We start from the raw sequence: 21,443 nt of genomic DNA, 5'->3' as shown, positions 1-21,443 counted from the left end.
GATTTAAACCTCCAAAAAGTCAATGGTGCCTTCTATCCATCTTTTTAGGTGGGTCTTGGCAAGCACTGGCCATTTAGATAACAAAGTCTGAGCCTCGCGGTGAGCTTCGGCAAGTAAAATTTTGTCTTTCATAATATTTGCGAAGCGAAATAAAGGAAGACCGCTTTGCCGCTCACCCAATAATTCGCCATGCCCACGAATTTTAAGGTCTTCTTCAGCAATCTTAAAGCCATCTTGTTCTTTATAGATTGCTTCTAATCGTGCTTTGGCTGTTTTGGTTAAGGGCTTTTGAAAGAGCAACAAGCAGCGACTAGGACGTGTTCCACGCCCAATTCTGCCGCGTAGTTGATGTAGTTGTGCTAGCCCCAAACGTTCGGCGTGATCAATGACCATCAAACTTGCGTTGGCAACATCAATGCCCACTTCAATGATAGTGGTGGCGACGAGTACTTGAAGGTGGCCTTGCACAAAATCCTCCATGACCGTCTTTTTTTGAGTAGCTAGCATTTTGCCATGCAGTAGCCCGACACGAATAGGCGCAAGCGATGAAGTAAGTTCATGGTAAATTGCAGCAGCGGTTTTTAAAGCCAAAGCTTCGGATTCTTCAATCAAAGGACATACCCAGTAGATTTGTTCGTTTTTTTGACAAGCGCCTCGGATAAATTCAATGACTTGGTGGCGACGTGTGGTATCAATGAGTTGTGTGCGAATTGGCATGCGATTGGGGGGTAATTCTGTAATAGATGAAATATCCATGTCCGTGAAGTAACTCATGGCTAAAGTACGGGGGATCGGAGTAGCGGACATCATGAGTTGGTGTACATGTGTGCCTTTATTTTTTAACGCTAAACGCTGCATAACGCCAAAGCGATGCTGTTCATCAATGATGATCAAGCCTAAGCGGTGAAAGGCCAATTTATCCTGAAAAAGGGTATGAGTACCGATCACAAAATCAGCTTGACCCGTCTCAATTTGAGCTATGACTGCTACTTTTTGAGCCTTTTTTAGGCGACCCGTTAAACAAACAGTGGTTAATCCCAACGGGTGGAGCCATTCTTGAAATTGAAAAGCATGTTGCTCGGCAAGAATTTCGGTAGGCACCATCATAGCTACTTGAAACCCTGCCTCGATTGCAATTAAAGCGCTTTGTGCAGCAACAATCGTTTTGCCACATCCCACGTCACCTTGTAAGAGGCGATGCATGGGTTGTGTCGCACCAAGATCTTTTTCGATGGTTTGTAAAACCTGCTTTTGGGAGGCCGTTAATTGAAAAGGTAGTTTTGCATATAAAGCAGCACGTAATTTACCGTTGCCATGAATTGCGTAGGTTTGTTGGTTTTGCCGTTTTTGTTTTGCTTGAGCCGTAAAGAGTTGTTGCGCTAGCAATTCATCAAATTTGAGTCTTTGCAAGGCTGGTTGCGTGTCAAAAAGCGAGATTTTGGTAGGGGCGTGCAACATGCGTATCGCTTCGTCCAGCCTCATGAGTTTTAGAGGAATACGAATAGCTTCTGGCAATGTATCGGTGAAAGATAACGTATCTAAAGCTTGTCGTATCAGGCGTTGGATTGATAATTGTGTTAAACCTTTGACGACCGGATAAATCGGCGTGAGGGTGGTTGATAAGGGTTTTACGGCACGCAGTTTGGGATGCACCATCTCTTTACCTAAAAAACTATATCTGATTTCTCCAAAGGCTCGAATACGTTGACCTACTTTAAGTACTTGTGTTGGATAAAAATGCATAAAGCGTAAAGTCAGCGCGCTTGTCTCATCGCGAAGTCGCATGACTAATTGGCGACGTGGTCGAAACATCACATCACTTTTTTCGACAATCCCCTCAATCAGAACAGGGTAACTTAATGGTGCGTCTTTTATTGGACAGATGCTGGTTTCATTTTCGTAACGCAAGGGGCGATGTAAGACTAAATCGAAGTAGGTATGAAGCCCCAATTTGTGTAATTTATTAAGGGTTGATGGGGGAGCTTGAATGGGTTGATTCTCAGTTTGAATGGTTGTCATAACTGTTGCATTTTCCAATACCCAAAAATACTTAAGTTGGAGCGTACTTAAGAAATAGCAATTTTATGCTACAATTCCGAACCAGTTTGATGTTTATTCCCTGATAGCTCAGTTGGTAGAGCGACGGACTGTTAATCCGCAGGTCCCTGGTTCGAGCCCAGGTCAGGGAGCCAATTATTAGCCCAAATTGAGTATGAACTGTCCTTTGGGTTCGCTAAAGGTAGTTCCAGCGATTACTAGAAAAACAAAAAGCACTTGATTATTGGTTACTAAAGTATTGATGTATAACTTTCAACATTGTTCATTATTGCTTCATTACGTAGTGTAACGTCTAATTTTGTTACGAACACGCCATGTAATCTGATTGCTGTTGTGCTCGCCTATGGCTTTACCAACATATTCCAAGCGCCAAGCAATTTTTCTGTCCTCGACTTCATCTATAATAATTCTAGAATCTGATTTTTTTGCACAGATAGGGCTATCCTAGCAGCATTGCTTCGCAATAAGCCACTAAAATTTTAGTATCAGGTTATTGCGTAGATAAAACAAGATGAACACCAACACTTCTGCCTATTTATGCAATTCTGACAATATTGACCTCAGCTGATTTGGTTTGCATAATCTCAGATTAGCTAGTTTCTCCATGACAATGACAATATAAGGCAAATCCAATCCAGCTTCACGTGCTTCTTTAATATTTTTGAAATTGTTTGTTTCTCCGATCGATTTCCGTCAATATATCAACTTGAAAATCATTAGTTTCGGCAACTTCGGTAATTATTTTTTTTGGCCAGCCATCAAAAACTTAATATTATGGATTCCGCACTTATATAACCAGGATATAAATTCGGTGTTTAAAAAAATAACGCCAACAACATATAATACCCACTCTGTTGCCAGAGACCAAAAAATATTTAAAAATCAGATAGTTATAAGATATAAAATACTAGTATCCATAAAAATACTATTTTAGTATTTTTAATATGCTATTTTTAATGCGCTCACTTCCATCGGAATTTAAGAAAGGTCTATCCCAAAGACACTGTTGTCTTTCCTATAGTTTCTTCATAAAAATAGTCAGTCAAAGATCAAGATTTGTGAGCGTTTCCATTTTCGCGATTTCTACATCGCTTCTTGCTGCCAGTAGGTCTGTATTATTCGAATAAAGAGAGCTATTTTGTTTTCTCATGCTTCGCAGCGAGTCTTGTATACAGAAACCAATCAGATAGCTTACTAGATACCAACAGCTACAAAAAAACAACCCGCATTTTTAGTACGGGTTGTTTTTGTGGTTTGACTCAGCGCTTTTCTTCCTGATTAAAATCACAGTGACAGTTACCAGAAGCATCTCGCTGAAATTTAAAGGTTGCAACAACTCTATCGTCTTCTTTAAAGACCTGCTTCTTCCTTATGGAATACATATACTGCTGTATACACAAGCAAGAACAACCTTCGTCAGTCGCTGACTTAGTGGGTGGTGTTGCACTGCTCGAAAAATTACAATTTTTGTTGAATTTTTTCGTTTCCGCAGCAAAACTATTAGCACTATTGACTTTCACAATACTGATTATCAGAAAAATCAGCACGAGAGCCAAAAACTTGCCACCTAGCCCAGTAAAGAAACGACGGTATATTGATCTAAGCATGTTGTCGGTTACTTATTAGTACAACCACAACCACATCCGCATGAGGTGCCTTTGGGGGGCTTAGCAGCACCAGCCAAAACTTGGTTTACAGAAAACGCTGAGATTATTAGAACAAAAAGAGACACAACAAAAGATTTTTTCATATTAGTTTCGCAAATAAGCTAAACAAGAAAGCAGTCTATTAACGAAAATCTTACAACAGAAGTGTCTTATATTGTTCATAATATTTAGTCAACATTATTGAAAATAAAAAAAATATTAGTACATCATGAGTTTTTCCAAACTGTTGTGAATCTTCCTATGTATTAACCAACGGTTCACTTTTTATATTGAGACTCGTATGAAGATTTATGTGAGTGAGTTTTTTTAGCTCGTCTTGGTCTAAGAAGTCGATTTATACTGCTATCCCACCTACAGTTAATCCTTGATCAATACGCAAGGTGGGTTGCCCAACACCAACGGGTACATTTTGTCCATTTTTTCCACAAGTTCCCATACCGTCATCTAAAGCTAAATCATTCCCGACCATGGAAACATGCTGCAGTATCTCAGGACCATTACCAATTAAAGTAGCTCCTTTTACAGGGTAACTGAGACGCCCATTTTCAATACGCCAAGCTTCAGACGCTGAAAACACAAAACGTCCACTGGTAATATCAACTTGTCCACCACCGAAATTAGCAGCATAGAGTCCTTCATGGACCGATTTGATAATTTCTTCTGGAGGATATTTTCCGTTAAGCATATAGGTATTAGTCATTCTCGGCATCGGTAAAGCGGCATAAGATTCACGTCGACCATTACCGGTTGGGGCTTGTTTCATGAGTTTAGCGTTGGTCATATCCTGCATTATTCCTTTGAGTATGCCGTTTTCAATGAGTATTGTATGCTGTGCAGCGCATCCTTCGTCGTCTATGGTTAATGAACCACGTTGATTTGGTAGTGTGCCATTATCGACAACACTGATTGTATTTGAAGCGACTTTTTGCATCATACGATTTGTAAAAGCAGAAGTTCTCTTGCGGTGAAAATCGCCCTCTAGACCATGACCGATAGCTTCATGCAACAAAATACCCGGCCAACCTGATCCGAGGACAACTGTCATTTGACCTGCTGGGGCAGAACGTGCTTCAAGATTTAGTAAGGCTCGTTCGACGGCAAGTTTGCTATAACGACTGATAGTTGCTTGGTCAAAATAGGCTAAAGTAGTTCTGCCGCCTCCACCCGAAGTGCCTTCTTCCCGGCGTTGGTGCTGTTCAGCAATGACATGAACGGATAAGCGTACAAGTGGTCGAATATCTGCGACATGGCAGCCATCATGCCGAGCAAGATAAATGATTTCATATTTTGCTGCTAATTGTGCTATAACCTGCGTGATACGCTTGTCTTGTTGGCGCGCAACCCGGTTGACTTCTTCCAAGATCGCTATTTTTGATGCAGCATCTAAACTGGCAATCGGATCAAGCTGATCATAACAGGGCGTGAGGCATGGCGTTTGGGTGATAGGATACGATGCTGTTGTGGTTTGCGTACGAATGGCTTGAACCGATTGGGATGCCATCGCCAATGCATTTTGGGTGATTTGACTTGAGTAAGCTAGTGCCGATTTATCTTCCGATACGGCTCGTACTCCTACACCTTGATCAATGTGGAAGCTGCCTTGCTTGACTGCTCCATCTTCCAATACCCAGCTTTCAAAATGTGTGTACTGAAAATATAAGTCTGCAAAATCAATACCGCGCTTGGTAATCTGTTGAAGGGTTTTATCAAGTGCGTTTGGTGAAAGCTGGTTAACCTCCAACAAGCGTTGCTTAGCATAAGCGTGTATTGCTGCGCTATTAGTGAGAGTATTAAGCAATTTAGTCATTAAAGCCCTTAGCTAATTTGAGCGGTTTGAGACAATTATCATGACACTCAAAAGAAATGTAACCATATGCCAGCGAAGATACATAGACCGATTGATTGGTTATTTAAAAACGCAAGAAATGGTGCTTGACGGTACTGGATCAAATAATATTGATAACCGAATAACAACGAAGCGCCTAATAAAGCGCTCCAATAGGGTAAGCTCAAGCGATATTGATAACCTAATATACTCATTAATAAGATAAATATCCCTTGTAAGGCACAAATGGCAGGTAAGCTAAAGCTTTTCCAAGCAATAGCGGTGCTGTGAAGAAAAACTTTGAGATCATCTTGATAATCCATCATGGCATATTGTGTATCATAAGCGACGATCCAGCAAAAGTTGGCAATAAATAAAATCCAACCAGTCGCAGGAATAGCATCGCATATTGCACAAAAGGCCATGAGAATATTGACTGAAAAAGTCATGCCTAAATAGATTTGTGGCCATCTTAAAAAACATTTGGTATAAGGATAAGTCGCTGCTAATAGCACGGCTAGCAAAGCTAATTGTTGTGTCAACTTATTGAGAAACCAGAGTAAATTAGCAGCGCCAAATAACAAAATGATAGCAACTACCCAAGCGGCTTTGAGTGGTATTTGACCTGTTGCCAAAGGGCGCATCTTTGTGCGCTGAATCCTGCTGTCAAAGTTGCGGTCAGCGATATCGTTTAAGACACAGCCAACTGAGCGCATCAGGATGACACCTAATGTAAAAATGATGATTTGAAGCCAAGCTGGACGTCCATTGCCACCAAGCCACAACGCCCAGTAGGTTGGCCACAGCAACAAAAAAATACCAACTGGCTTATTCAACCGCATCAGTTGAATATAAGACATCCAGCATGTCGTGGATTTCATATCAGTGTATGCGAACGATATGAGCGCCAACTTGATTGAGTTTTCGTTCTATATTGTCATAGCCACGGTCTAGATGATAGATACGATCTATGATCGTTTCGCCTGATGCAACCAGTCCAGCGATAACAAGGCTAGCGGATGCACGCAGATCGGTTGCCATCACATGTGCTCCGGACAAGGTATCAACACCCTTTATTTTTGCATGATTCCCAGCGATGGTGATTTCGGCACCCATTCGATTTAGCTCGGAAACATGCATGAAACGGTTTTCAAAAATTGTTTCAGTGACTACTGCCTCACCTGCAGAAATAGTATTTAATGCCATAAATTGCGCCTGCATATCGGTTGGAAAAGCAGGATAGGGCGCTGTGCAGATATTGACAGGTTTTGGTCGATCTCTCATCACAAGTTGAATCGTATCGTCTTGAATGGTGATATGGGAACCTGCTTGGCGCAAGCTTGCTAGCACAGACTCTAGGTGAAGTGGATTGATATTTTTTAACGTGATATTACCTTGAGTGATAGCTGCTGCAACGAGGAAAGTTCCTGCTTCAATACGGTCAGGCATGATGCGATAACTTGTACCATGTAGTTTTTTGACACCCTGAATAACCAAGGTAGGAGTGCCAATACCTGAGATACAGGCACCCATACTATTTAGAAAGAGCGCTAAATCTGTTATTTCTGGTTCTAGGGCAGCATTTTCTAAAATGGTTTCTCCCTCTGCGAGGGTAGCGGCCATCAAGAGGTTTTCTGTGCCAGTGACAGTGACCATATCCATCAAAATGCGTGTACCTTTTAATCCTGATGTGGTAGCACGAATGTAACCATGTTCAACGGTAATATTGGCTCCCATAGCAGTTAAACCCTTGATATGCTGATCAACAGGTCGACTGCCGATTGCGCATCCACCAGGTAGGCTGATAGATGCTTCGCCAAAACGGGCTAATAAAGGGCCGAGTACTAAAATAGCCGCACGCATAGTTTTTACGAGTTCATAGGGTGCTACATAGAGATGGATAGCATGGTTGGCAACTGATATCGTGTCTTGTGATACATCAACTTGAGCGCCCATATTTTCTAATAAATGCCGCAAGGTGATAATGTCCTTAAGGTGTGGCATGTTGGCTAATTGCACTGGTTCCTTGGTTAGCAAACTTGCACAAAAAATAGGTAAAGCGGCATTTTTAGCGCCTGATACTTTGATTTCGCCCCGTAAAGGGCCATTGGCTTGTATGTGCAGTTTTTCCATATCGATATACTTTAGACCAAGAAAACCAAGCAGTTTATTTTAAAAATGTGATAACCACAGGGTGTGATTTAGGATTTCAAACGGTAACCTTTGTGAATAACGTAAAGACAAATGAAACAAGATAAAATTGTACTAAGTGATACAACGCCAAGAGATATCCAAGGAGATACATCAGCATATCCGAAAAAACCATAACGAAATCCATCAATCGTATAAAAAAGCGGATTAGCGTAGGTAATCATCTGCCAAAAAGTTGGCAAGCTCTGTAGGGAGTAAAATGTACCTGATAAAAAGGTAAGTGGCATGATGAAAAAATTTTGAAAGGCTGATAACTGGTCAAAAGACTTAGAAAGAATACCCGTCAAAATACCCAGTGCGCCGAGCAAAATACAGCCTAACAAACAAAAGGATAGTGCGAATATTGGATGGGATGGCCAAGAAAGACCAAACCAAGAGATGGCTGCAATGACGCCTAACCCGACTAAAATACCTCGTATAGCTGATGACAATAAGTAAGCTAGAAAGAATTCCAACGCTGAAAAAGGAGCAAGTAGTATGAATACAATACTGCCGTTTAGTCTAGCCTGAATGAGGCTCGAGGCAGAATTAGCATAAGCGTTTTGTATAGCCGACATCATTGCAAGGCCGGGTATTAAAAAAGTGCCATAGGGAATATTAAATCCTGATACGACGCGATCAGATAATGTGTGAAAAAACACGAGTTGAAATAGGAGCGCACTTAAAATCGGCGCAAACAAGGTTTGGAACATGACTTTCCAAAACCGGAGGATCTCTTTGTGTAATAAGGTAATAAAACCAATCACTTTTTATCATCCTGATGCATGATGGTAACGAATGCGTCTTCTAGTTTCATGTCAGCAATATGAATTTCTCTGATAGCGATATCAGATTGCCGAATAGCAACCATAATATCCGCTAGTGTATTGAGTGTATCTAAATGGAATACATAATTGTCAGTTTGTTCTTCATAAATCCATTTTGCTGGAAATGTTGTAGGCAAAGCACGAGATAAGCGCATCGTTACAATGCGTTCTTTGGTGCGTTGAAGAAGCTTTTCTTTGTTTTCTAGTAGGATCAATTTACCTTGCTTCAATATAGCTACACGATTACACAATGCTTCTGCTTCTTCCAAGTAGTGTGTTGTTAATAAAATGGTGTGCCCCATTTGATTGAGTTCTCGAATAAATACCCATAAACTTTGCCGTAGCTCAATATCAACACCTGCTGTTGGTTCATCAAGCACAATGACGTTTGGGCGGTGTACCAATGCCTGCGCAATCATCAATCGCTTTTTGAATCCGCCCGATAACTTACGGATACGTACATCTACTTTGTCGGTCAGTGCAAGCCTTGTGATGACTTCATCAATCCAAGACTGATTATGGTTCAACCCAAAGTAACCTGACTGAAAATAAAGCGCTTCTTTAATCGTAAAAAATGGATCAAAAGTTAATTCTTGTGGTACAACCCCAATATGTCGCTTGGCTTGAGTTGATTGTAAAAGCGTGTCATAGCCCAAAATCGATGTTTGCCCTATGTCTTGGCGAACAAGTCCTGCTAAAATTGAGATGAGCGTTGTTTTACCGGCGCCATTAGGCCCAAGTAGCGCAAAAAATTCCCCAGGCATGATGTCAAAGTGAATATCATCAACTGCCTTGAGTGCACCAAAAGATTTATGAACATGGCAAAACGAAATAGCGGGCTGCATAGATTGTGCGCAGAATTAATTATCCATACCGTAAACCAGTTTATTATATCCCATGCCGCCAAGCTAAAACAATCTTCATATTCGCCTATAAAAGGCTTAATGGTTAGTTAAAAAAATAGATGTGATGGTGGAAGTGTGTCATCCAACGGTAACGGATATGCCATGATTCATCCTACTTACAATGTGACTGAGATTCTCGATCAAGCCCGCGATCCGTTGGCATGGTTACGTTCTTTATGTGCACAGCAAAACGCTGAAGAAAAATGTCGATTAACGCATGCTTTTCAAGTGGCGCAAACTTGTTATGGCGATGCGGTTTTACCTGATATGGGTTTACCCATTTTTCAGCATGCAGTTGCCACAGCTGCTTTAGTAGCTGAATTGCATTTATTCAATGAGGCCATTATTGCAGCTTTACTCTTTAAAATGCCCTTGTTCAAAGCCGATTGGCGGCCATGGATTACTACGCATTTTGGTGAGGCTTGCGCTATTTTAGTCAATGATGTTCATCAATTACAAAAATTGATGACTTTTATGCCTAATGACTTACCTAAAACAAGGCGTTTGGCAACCAATCAAGCCGAAGTATTTCGCAAAATGCTGTTGGCGATGGCGAATGATATCCGTGTGGTATTGATTAAATTGGCTTGGCGTACACAAACGATGTACGCTTTACAGTATTGTCAGTCGCCAGTACTGCAATATCGTATTGCACAAGAGACGCAATGGATTTTTTCGCCACTAGCCAATCGACTTGGTATTTGGCAGGTCAAATGGTTTTTGGAGGACTATAGTTTTCGCTATCTGGAACCCGAGGCGTATCAGGATATTGTTGATTTGCTTCACGCCCATCTGAAAGAGAGGCAGCAGTATATCAACAAAATAGCGCAACAGCTAACTCAGCATCTCGCTTCAGCTGGTATAGCTTCGGATATCACAGGGCGACCAAAACATGTTTTTTCAATTTGGCGGAAAATGCACCAAAAACAACTGGATTTTGCCAATTTATATGATCTATTTGCTGTGCGCTTGCTTGTTCATACGATCGAAGATTGTTATACGGCGCTTGGTCTTGTGCAGGATCTATGGCAGCCTATTGCTAGTGAATTTAATGACTACATTACGCATCCTAAGCCGAATGGTTACCAGAGTTTACACACAGCAGTGATAGGTCCGGATAATAAATCTGTTGAAGTGCAAATCCGCACTTTTGCCATGCATACTTATGCTGAGTTAGGTGTGGCGTCGCATTGGCGGTATAAGGAAGGCGGCACAAGAGAAATTGCTTATGACAAAAAGATTGCTTGGTTGCGCCAATTATTAGGCTGGCAGGAGGAATTATTTGGTCAAGCAGCCAGTCATACGACTTCAGATTTTCAAACAAAGCTATTTCATGATGTAGTTTATGTGATGACTCCAGCTGGCCATGTGATTGCGTTACCAAATGGCTCAACACCTATTGATTTTGCCTATGCTCTCCATACGGATGTTGGTCATTGTTGCCGAGGTGCAAAAATTGATGGGCATATCGCCCCGCTTTCTACAGCACTAAAAAATGGACAGTGTGTTGAAATCTTAACCAAAAAAACGGGCAAACCATCGGTTAATTGGTTGCATGCAGGATGGGTGAAAAGCAACAAGGCAATTGCTAAGATCCGTCAATATATTCGCGAACAAAATATGGAAAATGAACGTTTACGTGGGAAGCAACTGTTAGATAAATGTCTGTCAAGACAGGGTAGCGCTACGATTAATCAGCAATTACTTGCTGAAAAATTAGGTTTTGCCAAACTTGACAACCTTCATCTTGCATTAGGACAAGATAATTTTTCAATACAAACTATTGTGCAGCACCTATCAGATCAGCTACCCACGGTAGCTGATACAAAAACGCAGCTTGTCCCAGCCAAAATTAGTCAGCAACATTCAAAAGGGCATGGTATTTTGATAGAAGGTGTTGAGAATTTAAGTACTGTATTAGCTAAGTGTTGTCGACCTGCGCCACCTGATACCATTGTAGGATGGGTTACCAAGCAACGAGGTATTTCGATACATCGGCAAGACTGTGTGCTGGGTGGGCGACTTGCCTTACAAAATAAAGACCGCCTACTGAAAGCAACGTGGTCAGATCGTTCAGCACATAGTATGTTTTTGATCAATATTGAAATTGTAGCTATAGATCGAACAGGATTGCTACAGGATATTTCCCATGCCTTCGCGCTCGCTAAACTTAATGTGGTTGCTTTGAACACGGTGGCCAAAAATGCTCGTAAAAAATTTATTTTTACGGTGGAAGTACATCATGTACAGGATCTGCCGCATACAATCAATCTATTGTTGCAGATTCCAGATATTGCCACAGTAAGAAGAGTTTAGGGCTATTAAAGCACGGCACTATTTGACAAAGCAAGGGTTGTTGCAATACACTCCACACCTCGGGTCTATTAAGTAGGTTACAGTGATTGATGAAGACTTTTTCAGCAAAACCGCAAGACGTTAAACGCGAGTGGCTACTTGTCAACGCAGAAAATCGCATATTGGGTCGAGTTGCGTCAGCTATTGCGCTACGCTTACGTGGCAAGCATAAGCCAGAATATACTCCCCATGTTGATATGGGTGATTTTATTGTGGTTATTAATGCCAGTAAACTTCAGGTCACGGGTAACAAGGTATCAGATAAGAAATATTACAGCCACTCAGGTTATCCAGGCGGGATTCATGAGAGTACCTTTTTGCAAATGCAAGAAAAGTTTCCAGAAAGAGTGCTAGTGAAAGCAGTCAAAGGCATGTTACCCAAGGGTCCTTTGGGCTATGCAATGCTAAAAAAACTCAAAGTTTATGCAGGGAGTGAGCACCCGCATTGTGCGCAAGAGCCTCGTGTGTTAGATATTTGAAAACAGGGTACTTGAATATGAATGGTAAGTATTATTACGGTACAGGTCGTCGTAAAAGTGCGGTGGCAAGAGTTTTTCTGCAAAAAGGTACAGGAAACATTGTCGTGAATGGGCAGCCGATTGAGGCTTATTTCTCAAGAGAGACGGGGCGGATGATTATTCACCAACCGCTCGTACTAACAGATCAACTACATACTTTTGACATTAAAGTATCTGTACAAGGTAGCGGTGAAATGGGGCAGGCTGGTGCTATACGGCATGGTGTTACCCGTGCATTGATTGATTGCGCTCCAGAACTTAAACCCGTGCTTTCCAAAGCGGGTTTTGTCACACGTGACGGTCGAGAAGTCGAACGTAAAAAAGTGGGACTACACAAAGCACGCCGCGCTAAACAGTTCTCTAAACGCTAATAGCATAATTTAGGCAAAGCCTATACTTAGAACTACCCATTGCTTTGATGTTTTGTAAGACATGGTAGGATCTATTTGTCTTAATTGAATAGCTTCATCAATTTATTCCATAGCGTACCAAGACGCCCCGGTTTTTTAGCATGCTTCCTATAATGCCAAGGCGCTTTTGGTTTTTCATCTTGCCAAAGCCTTCTTTTATGCTTTTTAGCGTCGATTTGCGCTGATAATAGGTTTTCGAGCCATCCTTTAGCAACGGCATCTTGGTAATCGGTGTATACCCAAGCATAACCCGATTGCACCATTTGTAGATTGATATAGACTTTATCAATGAAGATATTACCAACTAGACGACCGTAATGATCTTCGTCAACAATATCAATTGTCAATGGTTTATCTTGCACTAAAGCAGCTAAATAATCTTTAGCTGCTTTACCATACGCTTGTTTCTTTTCCGGGGCATCAATCGCTGCAAGCCGAATAGAGACTTTTTTGCCTTGGCAATATGCCTTGATAGTGTCGCCGTCGGTAATAGCAACAGCCACAGATTGGCAGACATCGGCTAATACGGGATTAGCCAATAATAGCCATGCAAGTAATAAGGTGATCGTTTTAGATTTTATCATCATCTTTCTACCATATCATTTTATTCATTAGCTGCAGCACAAAATACCAACCATGCTACATGATGACTACAAACATAACCTTAATCAACAACATTGCTTTTTCTTGCTATCAAAAATGGGTGTTGGAATGTCAAAAGTTTGTCTTAAATAGGCGACAAACGTATCATCATCGCACATTGTTTTGCCTGGACTGTCGGTCAATTTTGCTACAGACTGACCATTACAGCGCACTAATTTTAACACGATCTGTAGTGGCTCAATGCCCATATCATTGGTCAGGTTGGTACCAATACCAAAGCTCGTACGGATTTTTTTGCCAAAATGCTGGTAAAGCATAATGGCTTTATCAATGTCTAATCCATCGCTAAAGGTGAGCATTTTCGTTGTCGGATCAATACGAAGCGATTGATAGTGCTGGACGATTTTTTCTCCCCACTTTATGGGATCCCCGCTGTCATGACGTAATCCATCAAATAGTTTTGCAAAGTAAAGATCAAAATCGCGTAAAAAAGCATCGACCCCTACTACGTCACTCAAGGCAATACCCAAGTCGCCTCGGTATTCTTGAACCCAAGTTTCCAGAGCGGCTTTTTGAAAGTTGCGCAGACGCACGTCATCCAATGCTTGGAAGGCTTGCATGAATTCATGTGCCATCGTGCCAATTGGCGTAATGCCTAGCTTCCATGCTAAATATACATCGCTTGTGCCTCGGAATATTTCTGGTAGAGCTTGGTGAAGTGTTGTAACAACATGTCGATGCCAAGTACGGCTAAATCGACGACGTGTCCCAAAATCAAAAACCAAAAAAGGATTGAACTTATTTTGTCTGGATAGCGGAGCAATTTGGCGCATCTTATTAATTTTTTTCTCCAGCCGTTTTTGACCTTCTTGTCGCACGGATGAATCATCAAAGCGCTGGTAATATAATTCGTTGACTATAGAGAGAATAAAAATTTCAAAAAACATGGACTGTACCAGCGGACCTTTAATACGGATGACTAAATTGTATGGTGGTTCGATTGTTAGCTGTACAAATCGACGCTGTAGATGGAAAAGCTCTAAGTAATCGACAAAATCGGGTTTAATGAAGCGTAACGTACGCAAGAAATTGAGTTCTTCTTGGTTAAACCGTAATTGGCACAATGCATCCAACTGTGCATCTAAAGCATCATAAAGTTCAGATAATGGGTAAAGTGGCGCATTGCGACATTGAAACGCATATTCGCCGTGTGCTTGAGGAAATTGGTGCAAGATAACTTGCAGCATGGTGAATTTATATAAGTCGGTATCTAATAAGGACTCAATAATAGGAGCGGGATGGGTTGCATTCATGATGGATCTCATATCTTAGTAAAGATGATTACAAGGTAGGTGGCTCGGTAATATGTAGTCGTTTTTGCATGGCCATAACGGTATTAACAAGCAGCATTGCAATAGTCATCGGACCAACACCACCAGGGACTGGTGTAATCCATGATGCGCGTTGCTTTGCGGTTGACCAATCTACATCACCACAAATCGTGTGATCGGGTAAACGATGGATACCAACATCAATGACAATTGCGCCTTTCTTAATCCATTCTCCTGAAATGTAGCGTGGTTTTCCTAAGCAAGCTACAACAAGGTCAGCATCGGCAATTTCTTCCGGTAAATGCTGAGTATGGCTATGACAGATAACGACAGTCGATTGGCAAGCGAGTAATTCAAGCGCCATTGGGCGACCGACGATACGCGATCGACCGACCACTACAGATTTTTTGCCTTTGATCAATAAACCGTAATGGTTCATCATGTACACGATGCCTTGTGGTGTACAGGGACGAAGTAAAGGTAAACCAGCGTCAAATCGTCCCATATTGTAAGGATGTAATCCATCAACATCTTTCTGGAAAGCGATTTCTTCAATGATAGCTTGAGTCAAGATATGTGGCGGTAAAGGCAATTGAATCAAGATGCCATCTACATCCTCTTCATTATTTAATTGATGGATATGTTGCGTGAGCAGGCGCTGATCCGTATCGTAAGGTAATTGGTGGATAACGGAAGTAATCCCAACTGCTTCACAGGCAATGCGCTTATTGCGTACATATAGGCTGCTAGCTGGATCATGACCAACTAATATGACGGCTAATTTTGGCGCACGAAACCCTTTTGAGCGAAGCGTGTCGACCACTATTTTCGTACGGTTACTACATATTTTAGCAACCGATTTACCATCTAATATTTGAGCAGTCATTATGTTTTTTTACCATATTTCATGCTGCTTGACTTCGCATACTATTTATGTTCCTTATCAAAAAGCTTCCGGCTCATGGTTACGCTTGACACTTTTGATATTAATCCCTATAGTTTCAAGATTCTAGACAAGCGGGATGTAGCGCAGCCTGGTTAGCGCATCTGCTTTGGGAGCAGAGGGTCGTGAGTTCAAATCCCACCATCCCGACCAATTTTTATCAGTACTATCCTAGTAGATTGGCGCCCGTAGCTCAGCTGGATAGAGTACCGGCCTTCTAAGCCGGGTGTCACAGGTTCGATTCCTGTCGGGCGCGCCAGTTTAGTGGTGGAAGTAGCTCAGTTGGTAGAGTCCAGGATTGTGATTCCTGTTGTCGCGGGTTCGAGCCCCGTCTTCCACCCCATTTTCTTCAGTTGTGTTGTATTCATCTTGATAGATTTAACTAAACGCAATAGATTGTAAGAAGTAACATTGTATCACCTTGTGTTGTGTGTACCCTCTATTTTGGTTTGGTAAAGAGCATGTCATAGTGCCCTATATGAAGCCTAGTGAGTTCTCACGTTCAATGGGCATATTTTAAGATGAGTCACCAGCGCCAAGTTGCTGTTGTTTTGTCAGGCTTTGGCGCGCTAGACGGAACTGAAATTACCAAATCTATTGCTCTATAGCAGAAGTATTTGTTTCATGTTTTGCTACGTTAACTGGGTTACAATTCTTATTTTGAAAAAGAGATAGTATGATAGTTCGTACGCGTTTTGCGCCTAGCCCAACTGGTTTTTTGCATATTGGTTCGGTACGAACTGCGCTATTTTCTTGGGCATTTGCACGCCATCATGGCGGTCAGTTTATTTTGCGCGTTGAAGACACTGACCAGGTGCGCTCCACAGAAGCTTCTGTTCAGGCAATTCTTCATGGATTAGCATATCTTGGATTAGATTATGACGAAGGACCATTTTATCAAAGCCAGCACCTTAATCGCTATCAAGAAGTTCTAAAAGCGTTACTTCATTCAGGCCATGCTTACTATTGTTATTGCGACAAAGTGCGTTTAGAGGCTATACGTACTGAGCAAGAAATAAGGGGGCAAAAACCTTGTTATGATGGGCATTGTCGCCCAGAACCAGGCAAGTTGGTTAAAGTTAACCCACAAATACAACCAGTGGTGCGTTTTAAAAACCCTAAAATTGGTTCAGTTGTTTGGCAGGATTTTATTAAAGGGCGTATTGAAATTCAAAACAGTGAATTGGATGACCTGATCCTTGCGCGTCCTGATGGCATGCCTACCTATAACTTTTGCGTGGTGGTGGATGATTGGGATATGGGTATTAGCCATGTGATTCGTGGCGATGATCATGTTAATAATACACCACGCCAAATCAATATTCTCAAAGCACTTAATGCATCGCAACCATTTTATGCCCATTTGCCCATGATATTTAACGTATTTGGCCAAAAAATGTCTAAACGCAGAGATTCGGTGAATATTCTTGATTACGATACTCAAGGTTTTTTACCAGAAGCATTATTAAATTATTTGGCACGTTTGGGTTGGAGTCATGGTGACGATGAATTTTTTACGATGAAGCAATTTTGCCAATGGTTTGACTTGACTCATGTGCAGTCTGCACCCTCTCGTTTTGATCACGACAAACTGTTATGGCTTAATGCACAGCATATTAAAGTGGCAAATGATGCGGTTCTTGAGAACTATGTGTTGTCTCGTTGGCAGAAGACTTTACCAGCTAAGTCGCCTGATCTTAAGGCGGTGATAGCACTGCTTAAGCCTCGTGTACAAACTATTAACGCTTTGGTTAATCATTGCTGCTATTTTTATCAGCGTGCTATGCCGACCCGACAGGAGATAGCAACCTATTTAACGCCAGCAGCCTTGTCGTTGCTTGATCGTTTTTCAAAAGTACTAGAGCATTTAGCAGACTGGACACAGCAATCGCTACATCAAGCGTTATTGGATTTTTGTGCGCAAGAGGGTATTAAAATGGGGCAGCTAGGTATGCCACTACGTTTACAGGTTTGCGGTACCTGTCAGACGCCATCCATTGATTCGGTATTAGCATTAATCGGTCAGCAAAGGACGATTGAGCGCATGCAACAACCTTTTTGTTTGCCTGATTAGTAACGTAGTTTTATTGATTTAGCATGCGTAAAGTAGCGTGTTGGCTATTGTAACCCAACGCCATAAAACGCATTGGTTCCAAATAATCCGATCTTAAAATTGACTACTTCTTTTCGGACAGGTTGATGCACAATAGTACTTGCTAGAAGTGTCATGGGTACTTGCGCATGGACGATACGTTGTGCTGCTTGATAAAGCTTGATACGCTCCGGCAAGTTGTGGGTTGTTTTTGCTTTGATGATGAGCGTATCAAATGATTGATGACACCACTTTGTGTAGTTACTTCCTTTGACTGCTGAACAGGTTAAAAAAGTACCTAGCCAAGTGTCTGGATCCGCATTACCCATCCAACCGTACAGCATCGCATCATGTTCACCCGATTTGGCAAGTTGGGTATACCGTCCCCATTCAGGGGTCGCAATAATAGTTTTAACGCCGATTTTTTGCCAATCAGCTTGAATCATCTCTGCCATTAAGCGGCCGTTTGGGTTATAAGGGCGTTGTGTAGACATCGCAAAAAGCTTAATACTAAAGCCATGTGAATAGCCAGCCTTATCAAGTAGTTGCTTGGCTAGTCTAGGATTGTAAGGTGTATTCGAAACCATAGCGTTATATCCCCACTGTTTAGGTGGCATGGGGTTGGCTATTTGTATTGCCTGATCTTTATAAATTGCCTTTAAAATGGCGCCTTTGTCAATCGCCATATCCAATGCTTGACGAACAAGACGTTGGTTAAGGGGTTTTTTTTGTGTGTTGTAAGCAAGGTAACTGATATTAAAACCTGTCTGTGACATCAGATTAATATCGGGATGTTGTTTTAAAGTAAGCAGTTCTTCCGGTTTGGGGTTAACGGTTACATGACACTCCCCACTTTTTATTTTCTGTGCTCGAATCTTACTTTCGGGTGTAATCGAAAAGATCAAAGCATCTAATTTGACTTGTCCATCAGGACTTTTATCCCAATATCTTTTGTTCGCGACATAACGAATCTGTTGATTTCTTTTATAGCTTTTCAGTATAAAAGGACCAGTGCCAATGGGTTTTAAGTTGATTTGGGAGGCTTGTCTTTTTTTATAGAGTTGTTGAGCATATTCAAAGGAGTGAATGGAGGCAAAACATAAGGACAAATTATGAACAAAAACAGCATCAGGCCTACGCAATACAAATCGAACGGTATGAGGATCTACCTTAAACACGCCAATGATATTTTTATCAAGCCCTATATCACTGAATAAGGGAAACTCCGTCGGATACATCAATCGAAAGACATGTCTAGGATTCCTCATTCTTTCAAAGGTAAACACCACATCATCAGCATTAAAATCTCTTGTGGGTTTAAAGTAATCCGTGGTATGGAATGGAACACCACGTCTTAAATGGAAGGTATAGGTTAAACCATCTTGGGAGACTGTCCAATGTGTTGCTAAGGCAGGTTTTAGTATTGTTGAGCCTCGTTTGAATTGGATGAGACGGTTAAAGAGTGTTTCAGCTGAAGCGTCATAATCAATACTGCTATGATATTGACCCGGATCAAATCCACTTGGCGAGCCTTCTGAGCAAAAAATAAGCGTTTTATTGGCGTACACAATCGTTGCCAAAAAGGGTAATAAAAACAAGAAAAATCGACAAACAGCGACCATATTCACGCTCTTTTGTAAACAGCACTGGAAAGTATTATTGCTTGTGAAGGTTTTATAGCCTGAATGAGTTAAGTATACCAATAATTTCTGTCTTGCCAGCAGTGATTTTGATATGCTTATTTAAATCAGACACGAAACTAGATATTGATTTCTTCCGCACGATGGCAGGCTACCCAGTGATCATGAAGCATGTTACGTAGTGTGGGTGCCTCGTGTATACAACGTTCTATGGCATGAGAGCAACGCTCATGAAACGAGCAACCTGTCGGCGGATTCAGCAAGCTTGGCAACTCGCCCGAGACTTTTATCCGTATTTGACGTTTTTTAGGGTCTAAAAAAGGTGTTGCGGATAATAATGCCTGTGTATAAGGGTGAAGTGGACGTTTAAATAAAAAAGATTTATTAGATTTTTCTACAATGCGACCCAAATACATCACGATAACATCATTTGCAATATGCTCCACAACTGATAGGTTGTGAGAAATTAAAAGGTAAGCAGTGCTTAAAGTATCTTGCAAATCCATAAATAAATTAAGGATTTGCGCTTGAATCGATACATCGAGTGCACTGGTTGGCTCGTCTGCAATGAGAATTTGAGGTTTTAATATCATTGCTCTTGCAATAGCAATGCGCTGACACTGTCCACCTGAAAACATATGAGGGTAGCGAAAACCATGTTCAATGCGTAATCCCACCTTTTCCATTATGGAATAAACAAGCTCTGCACGTTCTTTTGCATTCATCTGCATATTAATGCACAAAGGCTCTTCAATTTGCTGGTAAATTTTTTGGCGTGGATTAAGTGAACCATAAGGGTTTTGAAATACCATTTGTATTTTATGGCGTATTTTTTTAACTTGGTGTTTATTGCGGTAATGAACAAGATTGCCATTAAGAAAAATATCGCCTTCATCCGGTTCTTCAATGAAGGTGATTTGTTTAGCTAATGTTGTTTTACCACAACCTGATTCTCCTACCACTGCTAAGGTTTTACCTTTTTCAAGATCAAAAGTAACGTCAGCAAGAGCCTGCAAGCGATGGCTTTTTTTCCAAGGATTATTGGAAGTTGCATAGCTACGACTTAGCTTGCGCACTGTTAACACAGACGTCATTTTCTAGCCTTTTTACGGGTTTGTATTTTAGCTGTCAATGGATAGTAGCAGCGTACTTTACCAAATGGGTTATCCTCAAGCAATGGAACATGCTGCTGACAACGGTCTTTTGCGTACTGACAGCGTGGCGCAAATAAACAGCCTTTTGGGCGGTCATAGTAGGAAGGTACGGTGCCTGGTAAAGTTGCTAAGCGTTTCCTGCCTTGACTGTGTTCTGGCAATGAAGATAACAATGCGGCAGTGTAGGGATGTGCTGGAGATTCAAATAGATGCGGTAGGCTTCCTTGTTCAACGATTTGTCCTGCATAAATCATTTCGATGTGATGAGCGATTTGTGCAATAAGTGCTAAATCATGCGTAATCATGATCAGTGCCATGCCATGTATTTTCTGCAAGGATGCCAATAAATCAATGATCTGTGATTGTATGGTTACATCAAGTGCTGTAGTTGGTTCATCAGCAATCAGTAGTTTAGGTTGACAGGCTATTGCCATGGCAATAGCAATGCGCTGACACATTCCCCCCGAGAGTTGATGTGGATAGGCATTCAATCGCGATTTTGCGTCTGGAATTTCGACTTGTTCCATCAGTAATAATGTTTGCTTTTTAAGAGCTGAACCTCGTAAATTAAGGTGTGTGCTTAATACTTCCATAATTTGGAAGCCAACTGTAAAGCAAGGGTTAAGTGCTGAGATAGGATCTTGAAAGATCATCGCTATATCTTTACCTATGATCTGCCGTTTATTAGCAGAAGAGTGCTTTTTTAAATCTTGGCCATCAAATATTATTTTGTCACTGCTAACTTTACCTGGTTCTTGAATTAATCCCATTAAGGCCATCATCGTGACAGATTTGCCGGAACCAGATTCACCAACAATTCCAATAACTTCCCCTGGCTCAACAGTTAAATTGATACCATCCACAGCACGAAAATTGCCAAAGGTCACAGAAAGATTGCGAATGGTTAAAAGTGTACCCATGGCTT

16 protein-coding genes and 4 tRNA genes are annotated in these 21,443 nt (G+C 41.4%); 8 read left to right on the top strand and 12 right to left on the bottom strand.

Annotation, left to right across the window (positions count from 1 at the left end; all coding sequences use genetic code 11):
• Positions 1–3 precede the first annotated feature (3 nt).
• The gene (gene recG / locus IPK86_03520; protein QQS16497.1) at positions 4–2,019 is read right to left on the bottom strand and encodes an ATP-dependent DNA helicase RecG; all 2,016 of its coding nucleotides are present in this window, start codon (positions 2,017–2,019) and stop codon (positions 4–6) included.
• A 97-nt stretch (positions 2,020–2,116) separates the two neighbouring features.
• On the opposite strand from recG, the gene IPK86_03515 reads away from it, so the two are divergent.
• Positions 2,117–2,192 (top strand) — tRNA-Asn (locus IPK86_03515).
• A 1,867-nt stretch (positions 2,193–4,059) separates the two neighbouring features.
• Here IPK86_03515 and tldD read toward each other — a convergent pair.
• From tldD to IPK86_03490, 5 genes are all read right to left on the bottom strand, one after another.
• A complete protein-coding gene (tldD, locus tag IPK86_03510; GenBank protein QQS16496.1) occupies positions 4,060–5,532 on the bottom strand; it encodes a metalloprotease TldD in 1,473 nt (490 codons plus the stop codon).
• Between the two features lie 47 nt (positions 5,533–5,579).
• The gene (gene ubiA, locus IPK86_03505; GenBank protein ID QQS16495.1) at positions 5,580–6,431 is read right to left on the bottom strand and encodes a 4-hydroxybenzoate octaprenyltransferase; all 852 of its coding nucleotides are present in this window, start codon (positions 6,429–6,431) and stop codon (positions 5,580–5,582) included.
• Position 6,432: 1 nt separating this feature from the next.
• Positions 6,433–7,683: a UDP-N-acetylglucosamine 1-carboxyvinyltransferase gene (gene murA / locus IPK86_03500; protein QQS16494.1), complete on the bottom strand. Its 1,251-nt coding sequence runs from the start codon at positions 7,681–7,683 to the stop codon at positions 6,433–6,435.
• Between the two features lie 68 nt (positions 7,684–7,751).
• Complete coding sequence (locus IPK86_03495; protein QQS16493.1) at positions 7,752–8,507, bottom strand: ABC transporter permease; 756 nt, start codon at positions 8,505–8,507, stop codon at positions 7,752–7,754.
• Complete coding sequence (locus IPK86_03490; GenBank protein ID QQS16492.1) at positions 8,504–9,412, bottom strand: ABC transporter ATP-binding protein; 909 nt, start codon at positions 9,410–9,412, stop codon at positions 8,504–8,506. The genes IPK86_03495 and IPK86_03490 overlap by 4 nt, the downstream gene beginning before the upstream one ends.
• Positions 9,413–9,574: 162 nt before the next feature.
• Here IPK86_03490 and IPK86_03485 point away from each other — a divergent pair, with 162 nt between their 5' ends.
• The 3 genes from IPK86_03485 to rpsI all read left to right on the top strand — a co-directional run bounded on the left by IPK86_03485 (position 9,575) and on the right by rpsI (position 12,716).
• Positions 9,575–11,788 carry a bifunctional (p)ppGpp synthetase/guanosine-3',5'-bis(diphosphate) 3'-pyrophosphohydrolase gene (locus tag IPK86_03485; protein QQS16491.1) on the top strand — a complete coding sequence of 738 codons (2,214 nt, stop codon included), beginning with the start codon at positions 9,575–9,577 and terminating at the stop codon, positions 11,786–11,788.
• Positions 11,789–11,877: 89 nt separating this feature from the next.
• Positions 11,878–12,306 carry a 50S ribosomal protein L13 gene (rplM, locus tag IPK86_03480; protein QQS16490.1) on the top strand — a complete coding sequence of 143 codons (429 nt, stop codon included), beginning with the start codon at positions 11,878–11,880 and terminating at the stop codon, positions 12,304–12,306.
• Between the two features lie 17 nt (positions 12,307–12,323).
• Entirely contained in the window at positions 12,324–12,716 is a 393-nt protein-coding gene (gene rpsI / locus IPK86_03475) for a 30S ribosomal protein S9 (GenBank protein ID QQS16489.1), read from the top strand.
• Between the two features lie 80 nt (positions 12,717–12,796).
• Here rpsI and IPK86_03470 read toward each other — a convergent pair whose 3' ends face one another.
• The 3 genes from IPK86_03470 to folD all read right to left on the bottom strand — a co-directional run bounded on the left by IPK86_03470 (position 12,797) and on the right by folD (position 15,575).
• Positions 12,797–13,342: a thermonuclease family protein gene (locus IPK86_03470; protein QQS16488.1), complete on the bottom strand. Its 546-nt coding sequence runs from the start codon at positions 13,340–13,342 to the stop codon at positions 12,797–12,799.
• An 81-nt stretch (positions 13,343–13,423) separates the two neighbouring features.
• Entirely contained in the window at positions 13,424–14,671 is a 1,248-nt protein-coding gene (gene pncB / locus IPK86_03465; GenBank protein ID QQS16487.1) for a nicotinate phosphoribosyltransferase, read from the bottom strand.
• Between the two features lie 28 nt (positions 14,672–14,699).
• A complete protein-coding gene (gene folD, locus IPK86_03460) occupies positions 14,700–15,575 on the bottom strand; it encodes a bifunctional methylenetetrahydrofolate dehydrogenase/methenyltetrahydrofolate cyclohydrolase FolD (GenBank protein QQS16486.1) in 876 nt (291 codons plus the stop codon).
• Positions 15,576–15,707: 132 nt separating this feature from the next.
• Between folD and IPK86_03455 the strand changes: the two genes are divergently transcribed.
• The 4 genes from IPK86_03455 to gltX all read left to right on the top strand — a co-directional run bounded on the left by IPK86_03455 (position 15,708) and on the right by gltX (position 17,706).
• Positions 15,708–15,785: transfer RNA gene (locus IPK86_03455), tRNA-Pro, on the top strand.
• A 29-nt stretch (positions 15,786–15,814) separates the two neighbouring features.
• A tRNA-Arg gene (locus IPK86_03450) sits at positions 15,815–15,891 on the top strand.
• Between the two features lie 8 nt (positions 15,892–15,899).
• Positions 15,900–15,975, top strand: a tRNA-His gene (locus IPK86_03445).
• Between the two features lie 333 nt (positions 15,976–16,308).
• Positions 16,309–17,706, top strand: a complete 1,398-nt coding sequence (gltX, locus tag IPK86_03440) for a glutamate--tRNA ligase (GenBank protein ID QQS16485.1) — start codon at positions 16,309–16,311, stop codon at positions 17,704–17,706.
• A 44-nt stretch (positions 17,707–17,750) separates the two neighbouring features.
• On the opposite strand, the gene IPK86_03435 is transcribed toward gltX, so the two are convergent.
• The 3 genes from IPK86_03435 to IPK86_03425 all read right to left on the bottom strand — a co-directional run bounded on the left by IPK86_03435 (position 17,751) and on the right by IPK86_03425 (position 21,438).
• Positions 17,751–19,346 carry an ABC transporter substrate-binding protein gene (locus IPK86_03435; protein QQS16484.1) on the bottom strand — a complete coding sequence of 532 codons (1,596 nt, stop codon included), beginning with the start codon at positions 19,344–19,346 and terminating at the stop codon, positions 17,751–17,753.
• Between the two features lie 137 nt (positions 19,347–19,483).
• Positions 19,484–20,458: a dipeptide ABC transporter ATP-binding protein gene (locus tag IPK86_03430; protein QQS16483.1), complete on the bottom strand. Its 975-nt coding sequence runs from the start codon at positions 20,456–20,458 to the stop codon at positions 19,484–19,486.
• The gene (locus IPK86_03425; protein QQS16482.1) at positions 20,455–21,438 is read right to left on the bottom strand and encodes an ABC transporter ATP-binding protein; all 984 of its coding nucleotides are present in this window, start codon (positions 21,436–21,438) and stop codon (positions 20,455–20,457) included. Before IPK86_03425 ends, IPK86_03430 begins: the two co-directional genes overlap by 4 nt.
• Positions 21,439–21,443 lie beyond the last annotated feature (5 nt).

It is taken from the genome of Neisseriales bacterium, assembly GCA_016699915.1.
In the GTDB taxonomy this organism is placed as follows: domain Bacteria; phylum Pseudomonadota; class Gammaproteobacteria; order Burkholderiales; family Q3-R57-64; genus Q3-R57-64.
The sequence above is the reverse complement of the archived record's forward strand: the minus strand, read 5'-3'. Positions and strand labels throughout refer to the sequence as shown.

What these genes read in the sequence shown, in the direction of transcription:
- recG (QQS16497.1), bottom strand. Translation starts at nt 2,019, where the DNA reads ATGACAACCATTCAAACTGAGAATCAACCCATTCAAGCTCCCCCATCA.
- tldD (QQS16496.1), bottom strand. Translation starts at nt 5,532, where the DNA reads ATGACTAAATTGCTTAATACTCTCACTAATAGCGCAGCAATACACGCT.
- ubiA (QQS16495.1), bottom strand. Translation starts at nt 6,431, where the DNA reads ATGAAATCCACGACATGCTGGATGTCTTATATTCAACTGATGCGGTTG.
- murA (QQS16494.1), bottom strand. Translation starts at nt 7,683, where the DNA reads ATGGAAAAACTGCACATACAAGCCAATGGCCCTTTACGGGGCGAAATC.
- IPK86_03490 (QQS16492.1), bottom strand. Translation starts at nt 9,412, where the DNA reads ATGCAGCCCGCTATTTCGTTTTGCCATGTTCATAAATCTTTTGGTGCA.
- IPK86_03485 (QQS16491.1), top strand. Translation starts at nt 9,575, where the DNA reads ATGATTCATCCTACTTACAATGTGACTGAGATTCTCGATCAAGCCCGC.
- rplM (QQS16490.1), top strand. Translation starts at nt 11,878, where the DNA reads ATGAAGACTTTTTCAGCAAAACCGCAAGACGTTAAACGCGAGTGGCTA.
- rpsI (QQS16489.1), top strand. Translation starts at nt 12,324, where the DNA reads ATGAATGGTAAGTATTATTACGGTACAGGTCGTCGTAAAAGTGCGGTG.
- IPK86_03470 (QQS16488.1), bottom strand. Translation starts at nt 13,342, where the DNA reads ATGATGATAAAATCTAAAACGATCACCTTATTACTTGCATGGCTATTA.
- pncB (QQS16487.1), bottom strand. Translation starts at nt 14,671, where the DNA reads ATGAATGCAACCCATCCCGCTCCTATTATTGAGTCCTTATTAGATACC.
- folD (QQS16486.1), bottom strand. Translation starts at nt 15,575, where the DNA reads ATGACTGCTCAAATATTAGATGGTAAATCGGTTGCTAAAATATGTAGT.
- gltX (QQS16485.1), top strand. Translation starts at nt 16,309, where the DNA reads ATGATAGTTCGTACGCGTTTTGCGCCTAGCCCAACTGGTTTTTTGCAT.
- IPK86_03435 (QQS16484.1), bottom strand. Translation starts at nt 19,346, where the DNA reads ATGGTCGCTGTTTGTCGATTTTTCTTGTTTTTATTACCCTTTTTGGCA.
- IPK86_03430 (QQS16483.1), bottom strand. Translation starts at nt 20,458, where the DNA reads ATGACGTCTGTGTTAACAGTGCGCAAGCTAAGTCGTAGCTATGCAACT.
- IPK86_03425 (QQS16482.1), bottom strand. Translation starts at nt 21,438, where the DNA reads ATGGGTACACTTTTAACCATTCGCAATCTTTCTGTGACCTTTGGCAAT.